Genomic DNA, 16,321 nt, shown 5'->3' on the forward strand with positions numbered 1-16,321 from the left:
GGTTATGGGCTTGGGCGCTCGGTTCGATTGGTGCATGATGCAAAGTAGCGAATAAATCGAGAAGTCTCATGCTGGACGAGCTACTGCATCGAGTTAGTAACCACACCCCTCGCACACTGGAAACCGACAAGCGTTTCCCGGAAGCTGCGGTACTGGTGCCCATCACTCGCAGTGATGAGCCGGAACTGGTTCTGACCCTGCGCGCCAGCGGGCTCTCGACCCATGGTGGCGAAGTGGCCTTTCCCGGTGGTCGTCGCGATCCCGAGGACCCCGACCTGATTTTCACCGCGCTACGTGAGGCCGAAGAAGAAATTGGCTTGCCGCCGGGTCTGGTTGAAGTGATCGGCCCGCTTAGCCCGCTGATCTCCCTGCACGGTATCAAGGTCACACCCTATGTCGGGGTGATTCCGGATTTTGTCGAGTACCGGGCCAACGATGCCGAGATCGCCGCCGTCTTTAGCGTGCCGCTCGAGTTTTTCCGCAAGGACCCGCGCGAACACACCCATCGCATCGATTACCAGGGCCGTAGCTGGTACGTTCCGAGCTATCGGTATGGCGAATACAAAATCTGGGGCCTCACCGCGATTATGATCGTCGAGTTGATCAATCTGCTCTATGACGCGAAAATCAGCCTGCATCAACCGCCCAAGAGTTTTATCAACACCTGAAGCCATCGTTCGTATGGCGTGAACCGTGCTGTGCATAAGCCTGCCTGGCCTTGAGGACAACAAGATGAAGTATCGCCTGGGCGACGCCCGCGTCGAAACCCACCCGCAGAGCTGGGTCGCACCCAATGCCGTACTGGTGGGCAAGGTCAAATTGGAAGAGGGTGCCAATGTCTGGTTCAACGCCGTACTGCGCGGCGACAACGAACTGATCCTGATAGGCAAGAACAGCAACGTCCAGGACGGCACCGTGATGCACACCGACATGGGCTTCCCGCTGACCATCGGCACCGGCGTGACCATCGGCCACAATGCCATGCTTCACGGTTGCACCGTGGGCGACTACAGCTTGATCGGTATTAATGCCGTGATTCTCAACGGCGCGAAAATCGGCAAAAACTGCATCATTGGCGCCAATTCGCTGATCGGCGAAGGCAAGGAAATCCCTGACGGTTCGCTGGTCATGGGCTCGCCGGGCAAAGTGGTGCGTGAGCTGACCGAGCCGCAGAAGAAGATGCTGGAGGCCAGCGCCGCTCACTATGTGCATAACTCGCAACGCTATGCCCGTGATCTGGTCGAGCAGGAAGAATGAGCGCCACTGAACGACCGGTGCTATCGCCCTGCGTGAACATTTGCGCGTTGGACGAGGATGATATTTGCACCGGGTGCCAGCGCACGGTGGAAGAGATTACCCGCTGGAGCCGGATGACCAACGACGAGCGCCGCGCGGTGTTGGGGTTGTGTCATGAACGGGCCAAGTCCAGCGGGCTGGTCTGGATGATCGGTAAAACCCCGGACCTGTAGCAGCTGCCGGAGGCTGCGTCCGGCTGCGTAGCAGTCGTAGATCCTGAACGTGAGGTTTGCCTGAATGACTCAATGGCCTGATTTTACGACTGCTTCGCAACCGGACGCAGGCTGCGCCAGCTGCTACAGGTTCGTGTTCGGGTTTGGTTGTTGGGCAGGGCTGAAGTAATCTGTTCGCCAAATTGACAGGTATCCCCACGCCCCATGCTCTTCCTGATCGCTTACATCAGCAGCGTCGTGCTGATCAACTACGCCTTCTCCACCGCTCCGCACCTGGACATCATCTGGTCGGCCTGGGGTGGTCTGGTGTTCGTGTTGCGCGACATGGTGCAGACCCGTTTCGGTCACGGCGCCATCGCCGCGATGCTGGCGGCGCTGGTCCTGTCCTATGTCACCTCCGATCCGTCCATTGCCTTGGCCAGCGCCACGGCGTTTGCCGTGTCCGAGTGCATCGACTGGCTGGTGTTCAGCATCACCAAGCGCCCGCTGCACGACCGCCTGTGGATAAGTTCGGCGCTGAGCATTCCCCTCGATACCTTCATCTTCTTTGGCATGATCGACGCGTTCACCCCGGCCGTGATCCTCACGGCCATGGGCTCGAAGTTCGCGGGCGTGACCGCCGTGTGGCTGATCATGGCCTGGCGCTTGCGCAAACAGGCCGTCGTCAGCTGAAGCCAAACCCTCAGGTTCATGTAAAATGCCGCGCTTTCTCCCCATGGGAAGCGCGTGGCGCATCCCTCGATGATCCGCTTCTTGAGGACCTGAGATGACCCGTATCGGAACTCCATTGTCGCCAACCGCGACCCGCGTATTGCTGTGTGGCTGTGGTGAGTTGGGCAAGGAAGTGGTGATCGAGCTGCAACGCCTGGGCGTTGAAGTGATTGCCGTGGATCGCTACGCCAATGCACCCGCCATGCAAGTCGCCCATCGCAGCCATGTGATCAACATGCTCGACGGCGCCGCCCTGCGTGCAGTGATCGAAGCCGAGAAGCCGCACTTCATCGTGCCGGAAATCGAAGCCATCGCCACGGCCACCCTGGTCGAACTGGAAGCCGAAGGCTTCACCGTGATCCCGACTGCTCGCGCTGCACAGCTGACCATGAACCGCGAGGGTATCCGTCGCCTGGCCGCCGAAGAGCTCGACCTGCCGACCTCGCCGTACCACTTCGCCGATACCTTCGAGGACTACAGCAAAGCGGTCGAAGACCTCGGTTTCCCTTGTGTAGTCAAGCCGGTCATGAGCTCGTCGGGTAAAGGCCAGAGCCTGCTGCGCAGTGCCGATGACGTGAAGACCGCTTGGGATTACGCGCAAGAAGGCGGTCGTGCCGGCAAAGGTCGGGTGATCATCGAAGGGTTCATCGACTTCGACTACGAAATTACCCTGCTGACCGTGCGTCATGTGGGCGGCACCACGTTCTGCGCGCCAGTCGGTCACCGTCAGGAGAAAGGCGACTATCAGGAATCCTGGCAGCCACAAGCCATGAGCCCGGTTGCCCTGGCTGAGTCCGAGCATGTTGCCAAAGCCGTGACTGAAGCCTTGGGCGGTCGTGGAATTTTCGGCGTCGAGTTGTTCATCAAAGGCGATCAGGTGTGGTTCAGTGAAGTGTCGCCGCGTCCGCATGACACGGGCCTCGTCACCTTGATTTCCCAGGACCTGTCGCAGTTCGCGCTGCACGCACGGGCAATTCTGGGCCTGCCGGTCCCATTGATCCGTCAGTTCGGTCCTTCGGCTTCTGCGGTGATTCTGGTGGAAGGGCAGTCGACCCAGACCGCTTTCGCTAACCTGGGTGCTGCGTTGAGCGAGCCGGACACGGCGTTGCGTTTGTTTGGCAAGCCAGAAGTGAACGGTCAGCGCCGGATGGGCGTGGCGTTGGCGCGTGATGAGTCGATTGATGCGGCTCGCGCCAAGGCGACCCGTGCTTCTCAGGCTGTTGTTGTAGAGCTGTAAACTTCCTCTCTGATCGTTCCCACGCAGAGCGTGGGAACGATCTTCTATCAGGCCACCCGATTCAAATCGTTGTGACGCGTTTCCTTCAGGCACAGCACCGCAATCAAGCTCAGCACCGCCGCCCCCGACACATACCCGCCGACATAACTCAGTCCCCCCATCGCCACCAGTTGCTGTGCGAAGAACGGTGCCGCCGAGGCCCCGACGATCCCGCCCAGGTTGTACGCTGCCGATGCGCCGGTGTAGCGAACGTGAGTCGGAAACAGCTCAGGCAACAGCGCACCCATCGGCGCAAACGTCACGCCCATCAGAAACAGCTCGATGCACAGGAACAATGCCACGCCCCAGGTCGAACCGTGGGTCAGTAGCGGCTCCATCAAGAACCCCGACAGAATCGCCAGCACACCGCCGATGATCAGCACTGGCTTGCGTCCGTAACGGTCGCTGGCCCACGCCGACAGTGGGGTGGCTGCCGCCATGAACAGCACTGCGAAGCACAGCAAGGCGAGGAAGGTTTCACGGGTATAGCCGAGGGTCGACACGCCATAACTCAGCGAAAACACGGTCGRGATGTAGAACAGCGCGTAGCACACGACCATCGAGCCGGCACCCAACAGCATCGGCGCCCAGTATTGGCTGAGCAACTCGACCAGCGGGATCTTCACCCTTTCCTGGCGGGCCATGGCATTGGCGAACACCGGGGTTTCGTGGAGTTTGAGGCGCACATACAGGCCGACCATGACCAGTGCGGCGCTGAGCAGGAACGGAATGCGCCAGCCCCACGAGCGGAATTGCTCGTCGTTCAGGGTCATGGCCAGTGTCAGGAACAGGCCGTTCGCCGCCAGAAAGCCAATCGAAGGGCCAAGCTGCGGAAACATGCCGAACCAGGCGCGTTTGCCCTTGGGGGCATTCTCGGTCGCCAGCAACGCCGCGCCCCCCCATTCACCGCCCAGTCCCAGGCCTTGGCCGAAGCGCAGCACACAAAGCAGGATCGGCGCCCAGGCCCCGATGCTGTCGTAGCCCGGCAACACGCCGATCAACGTGGTGCAGATGCCCATCAGCAGCAGCGAGGCAACGAGTGTCGATTTTCGGCCGATACGGTCACCGAAGTGGCCGAACAGCGCTGAGCCCAGTGGTCGTGCRAGAAAGGCGATGCCGAAAGTTAGGAATGCCGACAGCATTTGCGCGGTGCCKGAGGTCTGCGGRAARAACACCGGACCGATCACCAGTGCGGCCGCCGTGGCATAGACGTAGAAGTCGTAAAACTCGATAGCGGTACCGATGAAACTCGCGGTGGCCACGCGGGTGGCGGAGTTGGTCGGTTGTGCAGGTGTGGTTTGGGTGTAAGTCGTGCTGGTCGTCATGCGGTTATCCCTGACAGTCATGTGCCCCAGTGGAGCGAATTATTATGGTCGAACACCCAGGGATGTGGGCTTAACGCAGAGTGCGGGTAGCACTGGAGTAAGGCGGGGCTTGGGTAAGCGACTCGATTATAGGAAGGCTGCTAACGATCAAACAAGCGCAAATCCTTGTAGCTGCTGCCGAAGGCTGCGTCCGGCTACGCAGCAGTCGTAAACCCTGTACACGCGGACGCCCTGAAACACCGCATTGTCCAGTATTACGACTGCTGCGCAGCCGGACGCAGCCTTCGGCAGCTGCTACAGGGGTTGAGGCTAGAGGATTGCTGGCACTGAGCTGGTATGCCAGATCAGCACCCGCGTGACACGGTTATCTTCGGTTTCCAGAATCTCCAGGCGATAGCGTCCGATCTTCAGGCATACGGCGCTGTCCGGAATGGTCTCCAGGGCCTCGGTCACCAACCCGTTAAGGGTTTTTGGACCATCGCTGGGTAAATGCCAGCCCAGGCTCTTGTTCAGTTCGCGAATCGATGCCGCCCCTTCGATCACCAGGCGCCCGTCGGCCTGTGGATGAATGTGCGGATTCTTCAGGCTGTGTTGGCTTTCGAACTCGCCGACGATCTCTTCAAGAATGTCTTCCAGGGTCACGATACCGAGCACTTCGCCGTACTCGTCGACCACCATGCCCAAGCGTCGCTGCTGCTTGTGGAAATTCAGCAGCTGCAGCTGCAGCGGCGTGCTTTCCGGTACGAAATAAGGGTCGTGGCTGGCCGCCATCAGCGCATCCAGGGTCAAGCTTGCATCGCCTAGCAAGTGACGGATGTGCCGGGTGTTGAGGACGGCTTCGACCTGGTTGATATCGCTGTGGAATACCGGCAGGCGCGTGCGCTTGTTATGACGCAACTGCTCGATGATTTCTTCAATCGGGTCGTCGAGGTTGATGCCGTCGACGTCGCTGCGCGGCACCAGAATGTCGTTGACCGTGATGTTGTCCAGCGCGTGGATGCCGGACAGTGGATGCGGGCGGCAGACGCCGTGGTCCTGATCGTCATGGCGATCCGTGGGCATTTCGTCTTCGCTCTGCTGCACCACTTTGACTTTGCGGCCGAACGGTCGCATCAGCAACTGGCTGATGCCATTGAGCATCCAGGCGAGCGGGTAGATGATTTTCAGGGGCGCGCCGAGCAAGGTGTTGCCCAGGTTCAGCACGGCGTCCGGATAGCGAGTGGCGAGGGTGCGTGGCAGGTAGTCAGCGAATATCAGCAGCGCGGCGCCGGCGCCGATGCAGGCAGCCCACGGACCATTGGCCGACCAGGTGAAGATCGCCAGCAAGGTGCTGATGACCATGACCAGCGCGCGGCACAGGGTATTGCAGAAGATCAGGCTGTTGAGTGGAAAGCTCAGCTTCGCCACCGGTTTGTCGCTCGAGCGCGATGCGGTCCGCTGGGCCAGCAAATGCTGGTGTGCCACTTCGATAGCGGTAAACAGCCCCGACCATAAAATCAGCAGGGCCAATACCGCGAGCATCGGCCCTATGGGCAAGTCGTCCATTAATGCCGCTCGTCAGATATGCAGGATGTATTCACGAACCAGCTTGCTGCCGAAATACGCCAGCATCAGCAGGCAGAAACCGGCGAGGGTCCAGCGAATCGCCTTGTGGCCGCGCCAACCGAGGCGGTTACGGCCCCACAACAGCACGCTGAAGACAACCCAGGCCAGGCACGCCAGCAAGGTTTTATGCACCAGATGCTGGGCGAACAGGTTGTCGACAAACAACCAGCCGGAGATCAACGACAACGATAGCAGGGTCCAGCCAGCCCACAGGAAACCGAACAGCAGGCTTTCCATGGTTTGCAGCGGCGGGAAGTTCTTGATCAGCCCTGACGGATGTTTGTGCTTGAGCTGATGGTCCTGAACCAGCAGCAACAACGACTGGAACACCGCAATGGTAAACATGCCGTAAGCGAGAATCGACAAGAGGATATGGGCGAGGATGCCCGGTTCTTCGTCGATGACCTGTACGGTGCCGGCCGGGGCGAGCTGCGCCAGCAACACGGTCGCGGCCCCCAGCGGGAACAGCAATATAAGCAGGTTTTCCACCGGGATCCGTGAGCAGGCCAGCAGGGTCAGTGCGATGACCGCTGCGGCAATCAGGCTGGCGGCGCTGAAAAAATCCAGGCCCAGGCCGATCGGCGTCAGCAGATGGGTGAACAGGCTGGCGCTGTGAGCCAGGACGGCCAGCACGCCGAGCGTGACCAGCAGGCGCTTGTTCGCCTTGGCGCCGGTGGCCAGACGAGAGCCCTGATAAAGAGTCGCAGCGGCATATAAGCAGGCGGCGGCGAGGGTAGTAAGCAAACTGGGTGACAAGGGGAGCATAAATCCTGTTAGGCAGGCCCGAAAGGCGCTGAGTTTGGCATAGAACCCCCGCGGCACGAAAGTGCGAGGTGTCCGCCAGACGCAGTCTTCGCTATAATCCGCGACCTGCCCACGCCGCAGGCTCGCCGAGCACATGTTTATTCCGGTCTGGGCCGCCATTATCCCGGTCTACACAGGGCCTGAAAGGATCGCGCAATGTTTGAAAACTTAACCGACCGTCTCTCGCAGACGCTGCGCCATGTCACCGGCAAGGCCAAGCTGACCGAAGACAACATCAAAGACACCCTGCGTGAAGTGCGCATGGCGTTGCTCGAAGCTGACGTCGCCTTGCCCGTGGTCAAAGACTTCGTCAACTCGGTCAAGGAGCGCGCTGTCGGCACCGAGGTGTCGCGCAGCCTGACGCCGGGCCAGGCCTTTGTGAAGATCGTCCAGGCCGAGCTCGAAAGCCTGATGGGCGCAGCCAACGAAGACCTGAACCTGAGCGCCGTTCCACCCGCCGTGATCCTGATGGCCGGCTTGCAGGGCGCGGGTAAAACCACCACCGCCGGCAAACTTGCGCGCTTCCTCAAGGAGCGCAAGAAGAAGTCGGTCATGGTCGTGTCCGCGGACGTTTACCGTCCGGCGGCGATCAAGCAGCTGGAAATGCTCGCGGGTGAAGTCGGCGTTACCTTCTTCCCGTCCGACCTGAGCCAGAAGCCGGTCGACATCGCGCAAGCGGCTATAAAAGAAGCAAAGCTTAAGTTCATTGATGTGGTTATCGTCGATACCGCCGGTCGCCTGCACATCGACGAAGAGATGATGGGCGAGATCAAGGCGCTGCACGCCGCGATCAACCCGGTTGAAACCCTGTTCGTGGTTGACGCCATGACCGGCCAGGATGCCGCCAACACGGCCAAGGCCTTCGGCGATGCCCTGCCGCTGACCGGTGTGATCCTGACCAAGGTCGACGGCGATGCCCGTGGCGGTGCCGCCCTGTCGGTTCGCGCCATCACCGGCAAGCCGATCAAGTTCATCGGTATGGGCGAGAAGAGCGAAGCGCTCGATCCGTTCCACCCTGAGCGTATTGCTTCACGCATCCTCGGCATGGGCGACGTGCTCAGCCTGATCGAACAGGCCGAAGCGACCCTCGACAAGGACAAGGCCGACAAACTGGCCAAGAAACTGAAGAAGGGCAAGGGCTTCGACCTCGAAGACTTCCGCGATCAGTTGCAACAAATGAAGAACATGGGCGGCCTCGGCGGGCTCATGGACAAGCTGCCGAACATGGGCGGCGTGAATCTGGCGCAGATGGGCAACGCCCAGGGTGCGGCAGAGAAGCAATTCAAGCAGATGGAAGCCATCATCAACTCCATGACCCCGGCCGAGCGCCGCGACCCTGAGATGATCAGTGGTTCGCGCAAACGCCGGATCGCCATGGGTTCCGGCACTCAGGTGCAGGACATCGGTCGCTTGATCAAGCAGCACAAGCAGATGCAGAAGATGATGAAGAAATTCTCCGCGAAAGGCGGAATGGCCAAAATGATGCGCGGCATGGGCGGTATGTTGCCCGGCGGCGGCATGCCGAAGATGTAAAGAATCCGCGCCGGTCATCGCACCGGCGCAGACCCGCAAGGATGCGGGATCTCCAGCAAACCCGCACTTGGCGGGAGCTGACCGGCCGTTTTCAACGACGGCTCTATAGCAAATCTGGATGGCGTCCGATAGGCCGCCGGAAAAAGTCATTTGCAAAAGTCCGGATATTCCTTAGAATATGCGGCCTTTCGGGCACCTATGCCCGCTGTGCCTTTAGATTTGCAGCACCGACTACAGGAACGATGTTCACATGCTAACAATCCGTCTTGCCCTTGGCGGCTCCAAAAAGCGCCCGTTTTACCACTTGACCGTAACCGACAGCCGCAACCCGCGCGACGGTTCGCACAAGGAACAGGTTGGTTTCTTCAACCCTGTTGCTCGTGGTCAAGAAGTCCGTCTGTCCRTGAACCAAGAGCGCGTAGCCTACTGGCTGAGCGTTGGTGCACAACCTTCTGAGCGTGTTGCTCAGTTGTTGAAGGAATCTGCTAAGGCTGCGGCCTGAGCAATATGAACGCGACGCCAGCTGTTGCCGATGATTTGATCGTTATTGGCAAAATTTATTCTGTTCATGGCGTTCGCGGCGAAGTGAAGGTGTACTCCTTTACTGATCCAATTAAAAACCTGCTGGAATACAAAACCTGGACGCTCAAGCGTGACGGTAATGTAAAACAGGTAGAGCTGGTCAGCGGACGCGGGAATGACAAATTCCTGGTCGCAAAGCTCAAGGATCTCGATGATCGCGAAGAAGCTCGTCTTCTGGCCGGTTATGAGATCTGCGTGCCGCGCAACCTGTTCCCTGAACTGACCGACGGCGAGTACTACTGGTACCAGCTGGAAGGTCTCAAGGTTATCGACACACTCGGACAATTGTTCGGGAAGATCGATCACCTGTTAGAGACTGGCTCGAACGATGTCATGGTGGTCAAGCCTTGCGCTGGCAGCCTGGATGATCGCGAACGTCTGTTGCCCTATACGGAGCAATGCGTGTTGGCTGTCGACCTGGCCGCAGGCGAGATGAAGGTGGATTGGGACGCGGATTTCTAAGCGTGGCTAACTTGCGCGTAGAAGTGATCAGTTTGTTTCCCGAGATGTTCTCCGCCATCAGCGAGTACGGCATCACCAGTCGGGCGGTGAAACAGGGGCTGTTGCAGCTCACCTGTTGGAACCCGCGAGACTACACGACGGATCGACATCACACTGTGGATGATCGCCCATTTGGCGGTGGTCCGGGCATGGTGATGAAGATCAAGCCCCTGGAAGATGCACTGGTTCAGGCCAAGGCAGCAGCCGGGGAGGCGGCGAAGGTAATTTACCTGTCCCCCCAAGGCCGTCAACTGACTCAGTCGGCGGTGCGTGAGTTGGCGAATCTGGATGCATTGATCCTGATTGCCGGCCGCTATGAAGGCATTGACGAGCGTTTTATTGAAGCTCATGTCGATGAAGAGTGGTCGATTGGCGACTATGTACTGTCTGGCGGCGAGCTGCCGGCGATGGTCCTGATCGATGCGGTTACACGACTGCTGCCTGGAGCTTTAGGGCATGCGGACTCCGCCGAGGAAGATTCCTTTACGGATGGTTTGCTGGATTGCCCGCACTACACCCGACCGGAGGTGTATGCGGATCAGCGTGTTCCCGACGTATTGCTAAGTGGCAATCACGCGCACATCCGGCGTTGGCGTTTACAGCAGTCCCTTGGTAGGACCTTTGAACGACGCGCCGATCTTCTGGAAAGCCGCTCGCTTTCTGGAGAAGAGAAGAAGCTGCTCGAGGAATACATCCGCGAGCGGGACGATAGTTAACAACGTATCGATGGTAAATCCGTTGATTTACCTTAGGAGCACAGCATGACTAACAAAATCATCCTTGCACTCGAAGCAGAGCAGATGACCAAAGAAATCCCTACCTTTGCCCCGGGCGACACCATTGTCGTTCAGGTGAAAGTGAAGGAAGGCGACCGTGCACGTCTGCAAGCGTTCGAAGGCGTTGTAATCGCCAAGCGTAACCGCGGCGTAAACAGTGCATTCACCGTTCGTAAAATCTCCAACGGTGTTGGCGTAGAGCKTACTTTCCAGACCTACAGCCCGCAAATCGACAGCATGGCCGTTAAACGTCGCGGTGACGTACGTAAAGCCAAGCTGTACTACCTGCGTGACCTGTCCGGTAAAGCAGCTCGCATCAAGGAAAAACTGGCTTAAGTCCAGCTTCCGATGCAAAAAAAAAGCAGCCTGCGGGCTGCTTTTTTGTTGCCTGCGATTTCTCAGGCGCAGACGGTGTCTGGCTGAATCAGCGCGAGCAGCGTCCACCCCGCCGAAGGTTTCAGCGAGCTGCCAGGCGTCACCACATGCACCCATCCGCTGGCATCGCGGATGAACAACAACGTTGCCCGATCCCCGTGCAGTTCCCGGTAGTCTTCCAAATCAAATTCCTCTGTCAGATGCGTGCTGTAGAGCTCGGCGCCCTGGCTGAGCAGACTGGCCAGTTTGCCGTAGGTCATTCCCTCGCTGCCGAGCAAGCGCCCACGATGCTTGCGGCTCGCCCGATGCTTGTCGGTGCGGCGGCTGTCCTGGCCGCTGGCTACGCCGAACATGCGCTGATGACCAAAGTCATGACGAAAGCGCATGGTCGCCACCGTGTTCAATTCGCCCGAAGGTGACAGGGTCAGCAAATGCCCCAGGCCAACCAGATCCAGATGAGCATCGGCATGCTGTGATGCCGGATTGCCGAAGTAGGTGGGCAGACCGTCCATTCGCGCCGCCCGAATGTTCTCCCAACTTGAATCCGTCAGCAGTACTCGACTGCCCAGTTGTTGCAAGGCTTTGCCCACGGTTCGCGCCGGGCCGTTGGCGCCGACGATGAGGAAGCCGCTGGGCGCTGGTTCAGCGACTTTCAATAACCGGGCTAACGGTCGAGCCGTGGCACTTTGCAGTACCACCGTGCCGATGATCACAGCAAACGTCAGCGGCACCAGCAGCAAGRCACCTTCATGGCCGGCTTCATCCAGACGAATCGCGAAAATCGCCGAGACCGCCGCCGCCACAATCCCTCTCGGTGCGATCCAGGCCAGCAGCGCGCGTTCACGCCAGCTCAGGCTTGAACCCGCCGTGGAAAGCATCACGTTCAATGGCCGGGCAATCAACTGAATGATCAGCAGCAGAATCAGCACCAGCGGCCCCAGTGCAATCAAGGCGTTCAAGTCCAGCCGCGCGGCCAGCAGAATGAATAGCCCGGAGATCAGCAGCACACTGAGGTTCTCCTTGAAGTGCAGGATGTCGCGCACATCCACGCCCTTCATGTTGGCCAGCCACATCCCCATCAACGTCACCGCCAGCAATCCGGATTCGTTCATGACTTCATTGGCCGCAATGAAAATCCCCAACACCGCCGCGAGCGCTGCCAGGTTGTGCAGGTATTCGGGCAGCCATTGGCGTCGGATGATCGTGCCGAGCACCCAGCCCCCGGCGATCCCGCATAAGCTGCCGCACACAATCACGCCACCGAAAGTCAGCAGGCTTTGGCTCCAGCCATCACCCGAGGCGCGGGCGATGATAAAGCTGTAAACCACCACGGCGAGCAGGGCTCCGATTGGATCGATGACAATGCCTTCCCAGCGCAGGATGTTGGCAATCGAGGCTTTCGGCCGCACGACGCGCAGCATTGGCACGATGACCGTGGGGCCGGTGACCAGCGTCAAGCTGCCGAACAGAATGGCGAGCAACCAGTCGAACCCCAGTAGCCAATGGGTCGCGACGGCAATGACCACCCAGGTCGAGAGCGCGCCGATGGTGACCAGTCGATGCACCACGCTGCCAATCTCGCGCCATTCTGAAAGGTGCAGGGTCAGGCTGCCTTCAAACAGGATCAGTGCCACCGCCAGCGATACCAGCGGCATCAGCAATGGTCCGAACATTTCCAGCGGGTCGAGCAGACCCAGAACCGGCCCGACCAGAATCCCGGTCAACAATAGAAACAGAATCGCCGGTAACTTGAGGCGCCAGGCCAACCATTGGCAGCCCAACGCTGCCGCACCGATACCGCCAAAAACCAACAGAATCTGCTGTTCGCTCATTGAAGCTCCTGTTCCTTGAAGTGGCGGGCTATGAAAGACTAGCGGCCATTTTTACAGTTCACCTTTTTTTCGCGCGCAGTCCCGAGACTGTGTGCCTAGAGCGCCCATGCCTGCTATCGATCATCCGCTGATAGACCAGTTTCTCGACGCCCTGTGGCTGGAGAAAGGTCTTTCCGACAATACCCGCGATGCTTATCGCAGCGACCTGGCCCTGTTCAACGGTTGGCTGCAGGAGAAGGATCTGGAGCTGATCAACGCCGGTCGTGAGCTGATCCTCGATCATCTGGCCTGGCGCTTGGAGCAGAACTACAAACCCCGTTCCACTGCGCGATTTCTCTCGGGTGTGCGTGGCTTTTATCGCTATCTGCTGCGGGAAAAGTTGATCGCTGTCGATCCGACCTTGCGCGTCGACATGCCTCAGTTGGGCAGGCCTTTGCCTAAATCCCTGTCGGAAGCCGACGTTGAAGCCTTGCTCAAGGCGCCGGACTTGAGCGAAGCGATCGGCCAGCGTGACCGCGCCATGCTCGAAGTGCTGTATGCCTGTGGCTTGCGGGTGACCGAGTTGATCAGCCTGACCCTGGAGCAAGTCAACTTGCGTCAAGGCGTGTTGCGGGTGATGGGCAAGGGCAGCAAGGAACGATTGGTGCCGATGGGGGAGGAAGCGATTGTCTGGGTTGAGCGCTACATGCGCGATGCCCGTGGCGAACTGCTCGGCGGGCGCCCCAGTGATGTGCTGTTCCCGAGTCTGCGCGGCGAGCAAATGACCCGCCAGACCTTCTGGCACCGCATCAAGCACCAGGCCAAGGTCGCCGGGATCGGCAAGTCGCTGTCGCCGCACACGTTGCGCCATGCTTTCGCCACGCACCTGCTCAACCATGGTGCCGACTTGCGGGTGGTGCAAATGCTGCTCGGCCACAGCGATTTGTCCACCACCCAGATCTACACTCATGTAGCCCGGGCGCGCTTGCAAGACTTGCACGCCAAACATCACCCGCGCGGTTAACACAGGACTGTGTAGCCGCTGGCGAAGCCTGCGTTCGACTGCGCAGCAGCCGTAAACCCTGAGCCCGCGGTTTAACTGATACACCTCTGTGTCTGATTTAACGACTGCTGCGCAGTCGAACGCAGGCTTCGCCAGCTGCTACATAAAAGCGTCGTGCACGGTGAGTGAGATGACTTACGACAGGCGCATTCGGCCACACGGACCTTATGTGGTAGGCTTTGCCGGTTTGCACGATGGGCGTTTATGACCCGGTGTTTCGGCACGGGCGTTCTGATCGTCCCATTTGTCCGCCTTCAGGAGTTCTCATGCGTCTGACCCAGATTTTCGCCGCCGCCGCCATTGCGTTGGTCAGCACCTTTGCCGTCGCCGATGACGCGGCTGACAAAGCCATTCGTAAAAGCCTGGAAAACCTCCAGCTCGACGTGCCCGTCGAAACCATTACGGCCAGCCCGTTGCCAGGGATGTACGAAGTCAAACTCAAGGGCAGCCGTGTGCTGTATGCCAGCGCCGACGGCCAGTATGTCGTTCAGGGCTACCTGTTCCAGCTCAAGGATGGCAAACCGGTCAACTTGACCGAGAAGACCGAGCGCCTGGGTATTTCCAAACTGGTCAACGACATTCCTGTGGCTGAAACCGTGGTCTACCCGGCCATCGGCGAAACCAAGTCGCACATCACCGTATTTACCGACACCACCTGCCCGTACTGCCACAAGCTGCACGCCGAAGTGCCTGAGCTGAACAAGCGCGGCATTGAAGTGCGCTACGTTGCGTTCCCGCGCCAGGGCCTGGGTTCGCCGGGTGACGAACAGCTGCAAGCGGTCTGGTGCTCCAAGGACAAGAAAGCGGCCATGGACAAAATGGTCGATGGCAAGGAAATCAAGGCCGCCAAGTGCGATAACCCGGTTTCCAAGCAGTTCGCCCTCGGTCAGTCGATCGGCGTGAACGGTACACCGGCCATCGTTTTGGCCGACGGTCAGGTCATTCCGGGCTACCAGCCGGCGCCACAAGTCGCCAAACTGGCACTGGGCGCGAAGTAAATTCGCATCGTCACGGTCAGCCATTGACGATCATGGTCCGGCAGCCACATCGCCGGGCCATTAATAGAGAACCGCGAGCACGCGGTTGTTTTCACGGCCGACCTTGCGTCGGCCGTTTTATGGGGAGTTCACAGTGAAACCGGTCAAAGTAGGCATCTGTGGGTTAGGAACCGTCGGTGGCGGTACCTTCAACGTACTTCAGCGCAACGCCGAGGAAATTGCTCGTCGTGCCGGGCGTGGAATCGAAGTGGCACAAATTGCCATGCGCACGCCAAAGCCTCAGTTCCAGACGACCGGTATTGCGATTACCAACGATGTCTTCGAAGTGGCCACGAACCCTGAGATCGACATCGTTATAGAGCTGATGGGCGGCTATACCGTTGCCCGCGAGCTGGTACTCAAGGCCATCGAGAATGGCAAGCATGTGGTCACCGCGAATAAGGCATTGATTGCCGTTCACGGTAATGAAATTTTTGCCAAGGCACGCGAGAAAGGCGTGATCGTGGCGTTCGAAGCGGCGGTGGCCGGTGGCATTCCGGTGATCAAGGCGATCCGTGAAGGCCTGTCCGCCAACCGTATCAACTGGGTCGCCGGGATCATCAATGGCACCGGCAACTTCATCCTCACCGAAATGCGCGAGAAGGGTCGCACCTTCGAAGACGTGCTGGCCGAGGCGCAAGCCCTGGGTTACGCCGAAGCTGACCCGACGTTCGACGTTGAAGGCATCGACGCAGCCCACAAGCTGACGATCCTGGCGTCCATCGCGTTCGGTATCCCGCTGCAGTTCGACAAGGCTTACACCGAAGGCATCACCAAGCTGACCACCGCTGACGTGAACTATGCCGAAGCGCTGGGCTACCGCATCAAGCACCTGGGCGTTGCACGCAGCACCGCCAGCGGTATCGAACTGCGCGTACACCCGACGCTGATCCCGGCTGATCGCCTGATCGCCAACGTCAACGGCGTGATGAACGCGGTCATGGTCAACGGCGACGCTGCCGGTTCGACCTTGTTCTACGGTGCTGGCGCCGGCATGGAGCCAACGGCTTCGTCCGTGATCGCTGATCTGGTGGACGTGGTTCGCGCCATGACGTCCGACCCGGAAAACCGTGTGCCGCACCTGGCCTTCCAGCCGGACTCGCTGTCGGCTCACCCGATCCTGCCGATCGAAGCCTGCGAAAGCGCCTACTACCTGCGCATTCAGGCCAAGGACCATCCGGGCGTGTTGGCCCAGGTGGCGAGCATCCTGTCGGAGCGCGGCATCAACATCGAGTCGATCATGCAGAAGGAAGCCGAGGAACACGACGGCCTGGTGCCGATGATCCTGCTGACCCATCGCGTGCTGGAGCAGCACATCAACGATGCGATCGCCGCTCTCGAAGCCCTGGCGGGCGTCGTCGGTCCGGTTGTACGGATCCGCGTCGAGCACCTGAACTAAGCCGATATCGTTGACCGGGCCCGCTTGCGGGCCCGGCACTACGAACACTGTCCA

Annotated in this window: 17 protein-coding genes; 13 read left to right on the forward strand and 4 right to left on the reverse strand. The window is 59.5% G+C overall.

Going from position 1 to position 16,321, the window contains the following annotated elements; all coding sequences use genetic code 11:
- The first annotated feature begins 68 nt into the window (after window positions 1-68).
- The 5 genes from AC1D2P_RS08590 to purT all read left to right on the forward strand — a co-directional run bounded on the left by AC1D2P_RS08590 (window position 69) and on the right by purT (window position 3,417).
- The gene (locus tag AC1D2P_RS08590; RefSeq protein WP_007944856.1) at window positions 69-668 is read left to right on the forward strand and encodes a CoA pyrophosphatase; all 600 of its coding nucleotides are present in this window, start codon (window positions 69-71) and stop codon (window positions 666-668) included.
- Between the two features lie 64 nt (window positions 669-732).
- Entirely contained in the window at window positions 733-1,257 is a 525-nt protein-coding gene (locus AC1D2P_RS08595) for a gamma carbonic anhydrase family protein (RefSeq protein WP_034154816.1), read from the forward strand.
- Entirely contained in the window at window positions 1,254-1,469 is a 216-nt protein-coding gene (locus tag AC1D2P_RS08600) for a DUF1289 domain-containing protein (RefSeq protein WP_077430820.1), read from the forward strand. Before AC1D2P_RS08595 ends, AC1D2P_RS08600 begins: the two co-directional genes overlap by 4 nt.
- A gap of 204 nt (window positions 1,470-1,673) precedes the next feature.
- Entirely contained in the window at window positions 1,674-2,141 is a 468-nt protein-coding gene (locus AC1D2P_RS08605; protein ID WP_008151608.1) for a 7-cyano-7-deazaguanine/7-aminomethyl-7-deazaguanine transporter, read from the forward strand.
- Window positions 2,142-2,235: 94 nt separating this feature from the next.
- Window positions 2,236-3,417: a formate-dependent phosphoribosylglycinamide formyltransferase gene (gene purT / locus AC1D2P_RS08610; RefSeq protein ID WP_477757755.1), complete on the forward strand. Its 1,182-nt coding sequence runs from the start codon at window positions 2,236-2,238 to the stop codon at window positions 3,415-3,417.
- A 47-nt stretch (window positions 3,418-3,464) separates the two neighbouring features.
- Here the strand turns inward: purT and AC1D2P_RS08615 are convergent, their stop codons facing one another.
- From AC1D2P_RS08615 to AC1D2P_RS08625, 3 genes are all read right to left on the reverse strand, one after another.
- Window positions 3,465-4,781, reverse strand: a complete 1,317-nt coding sequence (locus AC1D2P_RS08615) for an MFS transporter (RefSeq protein ID WP_477811389.1) — start codon at window positions 4,779-4,781, stop codon at window positions 3,465-3,467.
- A 309-nt stretch (window positions 4,782-5,090) separates the two neighbouring features.
- The gene (locus tag AC1D2P_RS08620) at window positions 5,091-6,326 is read right to left on the reverse strand and encodes a transporter associated domain-containing protein (RefSeq protein WP_109786041.1); all 1,236 of its coding nucleotides are present in this window, start codon (window positions 6,324-6,326) and stop codon (window positions 5,091-5,093) included.
- A 12-nt stretch (window positions 6,327-6,338) separates the two neighbouring features.
- Window positions 6,339-7,151: a cytochrome C assembly family protein gene (locus AC1D2P_RS08625; protein WP_046029026.1), complete on the reverse strand. Its 813-nt coding sequence runs from the start codon at window positions 7,149-7,151 to the stop codon at window positions 6,339-6,341.
- A gap of 195 nt (window positions 7,152-7,346) precedes the next feature.
- On the opposite strand from AC1D2P_RS08625, the gene ffh reads away from it, so the two are divergent.
- From ffh to rplS, 5 genes are all read left to right on the forward strand, one after another.
- Window positions 7,347-8,723, forward strand: a complete 1,377-nt coding sequence (ffh, locus tag AC1D2P_RS08630) for a signal recognition particle protein (RefSeq protein WP_034149000.1) — start codon at window positions 7,347-7,349, stop codon at window positions 8,721-8,723.
- A 250-nt stretch (window positions 8,724-8,973) separates the two neighbouring features.
- Window positions 8,974-9,225 carry a 30S ribosomal protein S16 gene (rpsP, locus tag AC1D2P_RS08635; protein WP_477811390.1) on the forward strand — a complete coding sequence of 84 codons (252 nt, stop codon included), beginning with the start codon at window positions 8,974-8,976 and terminating at the stop codon, window positions 9,223-9,225.
- A 5-nt stretch (window positions 9,226-9,230) separates the two neighbouring features.
- Window positions 9,231-9,767, forward strand: a complete 537-nt coding sequence (rimM, locus tag AC1D2P_RS08640) for a ribosome maturation factor RimM (protein WP_109786040.1) — start codon at window positions 9,231-9,233, stop codon at window positions 9,765-9,767.
- A gap of 2 nt (window positions 9,768-9,769) precedes the next feature.
- Complete coding sequence (gene trmD, locus AC1D2P_RS08645; protein WP_010463006.1) at window positions 9,770-10,522, forward strand: tRNA (guanosine(37)-N1)-methyltransferase TrmD; 753 nt, start codon at window positions 9,770-9,772, stop codon at window positions 10,520-10,522.
- Window positions 10,523-10,567: 45 nt separating this feature from the next.
- Window positions 10,568-10,918: a 50S ribosomal protein L19 gene (gene rplS / locus AC1D2P_RS08650; RefSeq protein ID WP_477811391.1), complete on the forward strand. Its 351-nt coding sequence runs from the start codon at window positions 10,568-10,570 to the stop codon at window positions 10,916-10,918.
- A gap of 62 nt (window positions 10,919-10,980) precedes the next feature.
- Here rplS and AC1D2P_RS08655 read toward each other — a convergent pair whose 3' ends face one another.
- The gene (locus AC1D2P_RS08655; RefSeq protein ID WP_477811392.1) at window positions 10,981-12,789 is read right to left on the reverse strand and encodes a cation:proton antiporter; all 1,809 of its coding nucleotides are present in this window, start codon (window positions 12,787-12,789) and stop codon (window positions 10,981-10,983) included.
- Between the two features lie 106 nt (window positions 12,790-12,895).
- Between AC1D2P_RS08655 and xerD the strand changes: the two genes are divergently transcribed.
- From xerD to AC1D2P_RS08670, 3 genes are all read left to right on the forward strand, one after another.
- Window positions 12,896-13,792: a site-specific tyrosine recombinase XerD gene (gene xerD, locus AC1D2P_RS08660; RefSeq protein ID WP_046029039.1), complete on the forward strand. Its 897-nt coding sequence runs from the start codon at window positions 12,896-12,898 to the stop codon at window positions 13,790-13,792.
- A 305-nt stretch (window positions 13,793-14,097) separates the two neighbouring features.
- Entirely contained in the window at window positions 14,098-14,829 is a 732-nt protein-coding gene (dsbC, locus tag AC1D2P_RS08665; RefSeq protein WP_046029041.1) for a bifunctional protein-disulfide isomerase/oxidoreductase DsbC, read from the forward strand.
- Between the two features lie 133 nt (window positions 14,830-14,962).
- Window positions 14,963-16,267, forward strand: coding sequence for a homoserine dehydrogenase (locus AC1D2P_RS08670; protein ID WP_046029043.1), 1,305 nt, complete (start codon window positions 14,963-14,965; stop codon window positions 16,265-16,267).
- The last annotated feature ends 54 nt before the right edge of the window (window positions 16,268-16,321 follow it).

The organism is Pseudomonas sp. P1_F1_2 (genome assembly GCF_056405815.1).

What these genes read in the sequence shown, in the direction of transcription:
- AC1D2P_RS08590 (WP_007944856.1), top strand. Translation starts at nt 69, where the DNA reads ATGCTGGACGAGCTACTGCATCGAGTTAGTAACCACACCCCTCGCACA.
- AC1D2P_RS08595 (WP_034154816.1), top strand. Translation starts at nt 733, where the DNA reads ATGAAGTATCGCCTGGGCGACGCCCGCGTCGAAACCCACCCGCAGAGC.
- AC1D2P_RS08600 (WP_077430820.1), top strand. Translation starts at nt 1,254, where the DNA reads ATGAGCGCCACTGAACGACCGGTGCTATCGCCCTGCGTGAACATTTGC.
- AC1D2P_RS08605 (WP_008151608.1), top strand. Translation starts at nt 1,674, where the DNA reads ATGCTCTTCCTGATCGCTTACATCAGCAGCGTCGTGCTGATCAACTAC.
- purT (WP_477757755.1), top strand. Translation starts at nt 2,236, where the DNA reads ATGACCCGTATCGGAACTCCATTGTCGCCAACCGCGACCCGCGTATTG.
- AC1D2P_RS08620 (WP_109786041.1), bottom strand. Translation starts at nt 6,326, where the DNA reads ATGGACGACTTGCCCATAGGGCCGATGCTCGCGGTATTGGCCCTGCTG.
- AC1D2P_RS08625 (WP_046029026.1), bottom strand. Translation starts at nt 7,151, where the DNA reads ATGCTCCCCTTGTCACCCAGTTTGCTTACTACCCTCGCCGCCGCCTGC.
- ffh (WP_034149000.1), top strand. Translation starts at nt 7,347, where the DNA reads ATGTTTGAAAACTTAACCGACCGTCTCTCGCAGACGCTGCGCCATGTC.
- rimM (WP_109786040.1), top strand. Translation starts at nt 9,231, where the DNA reads ATGAACGCGACGCCAGCTGTTGCCGATGATTTGATCGTTATTGGCAAA.
- xerD (WP_046029039.1), top strand. Translation starts at nt 12,896, where the DNA reads ATGCCTGCTATCGATCATCCGCTGATAGACCAGTTTCTCGACGCCCTG.
- dsbC (WP_046029041.1), top strand. Translation starts at nt 14,098, where the DNA reads ATGCGTCTGACCCAGATTTTCGCCGCCGCCGCCATTGCGTTGGTCAGC.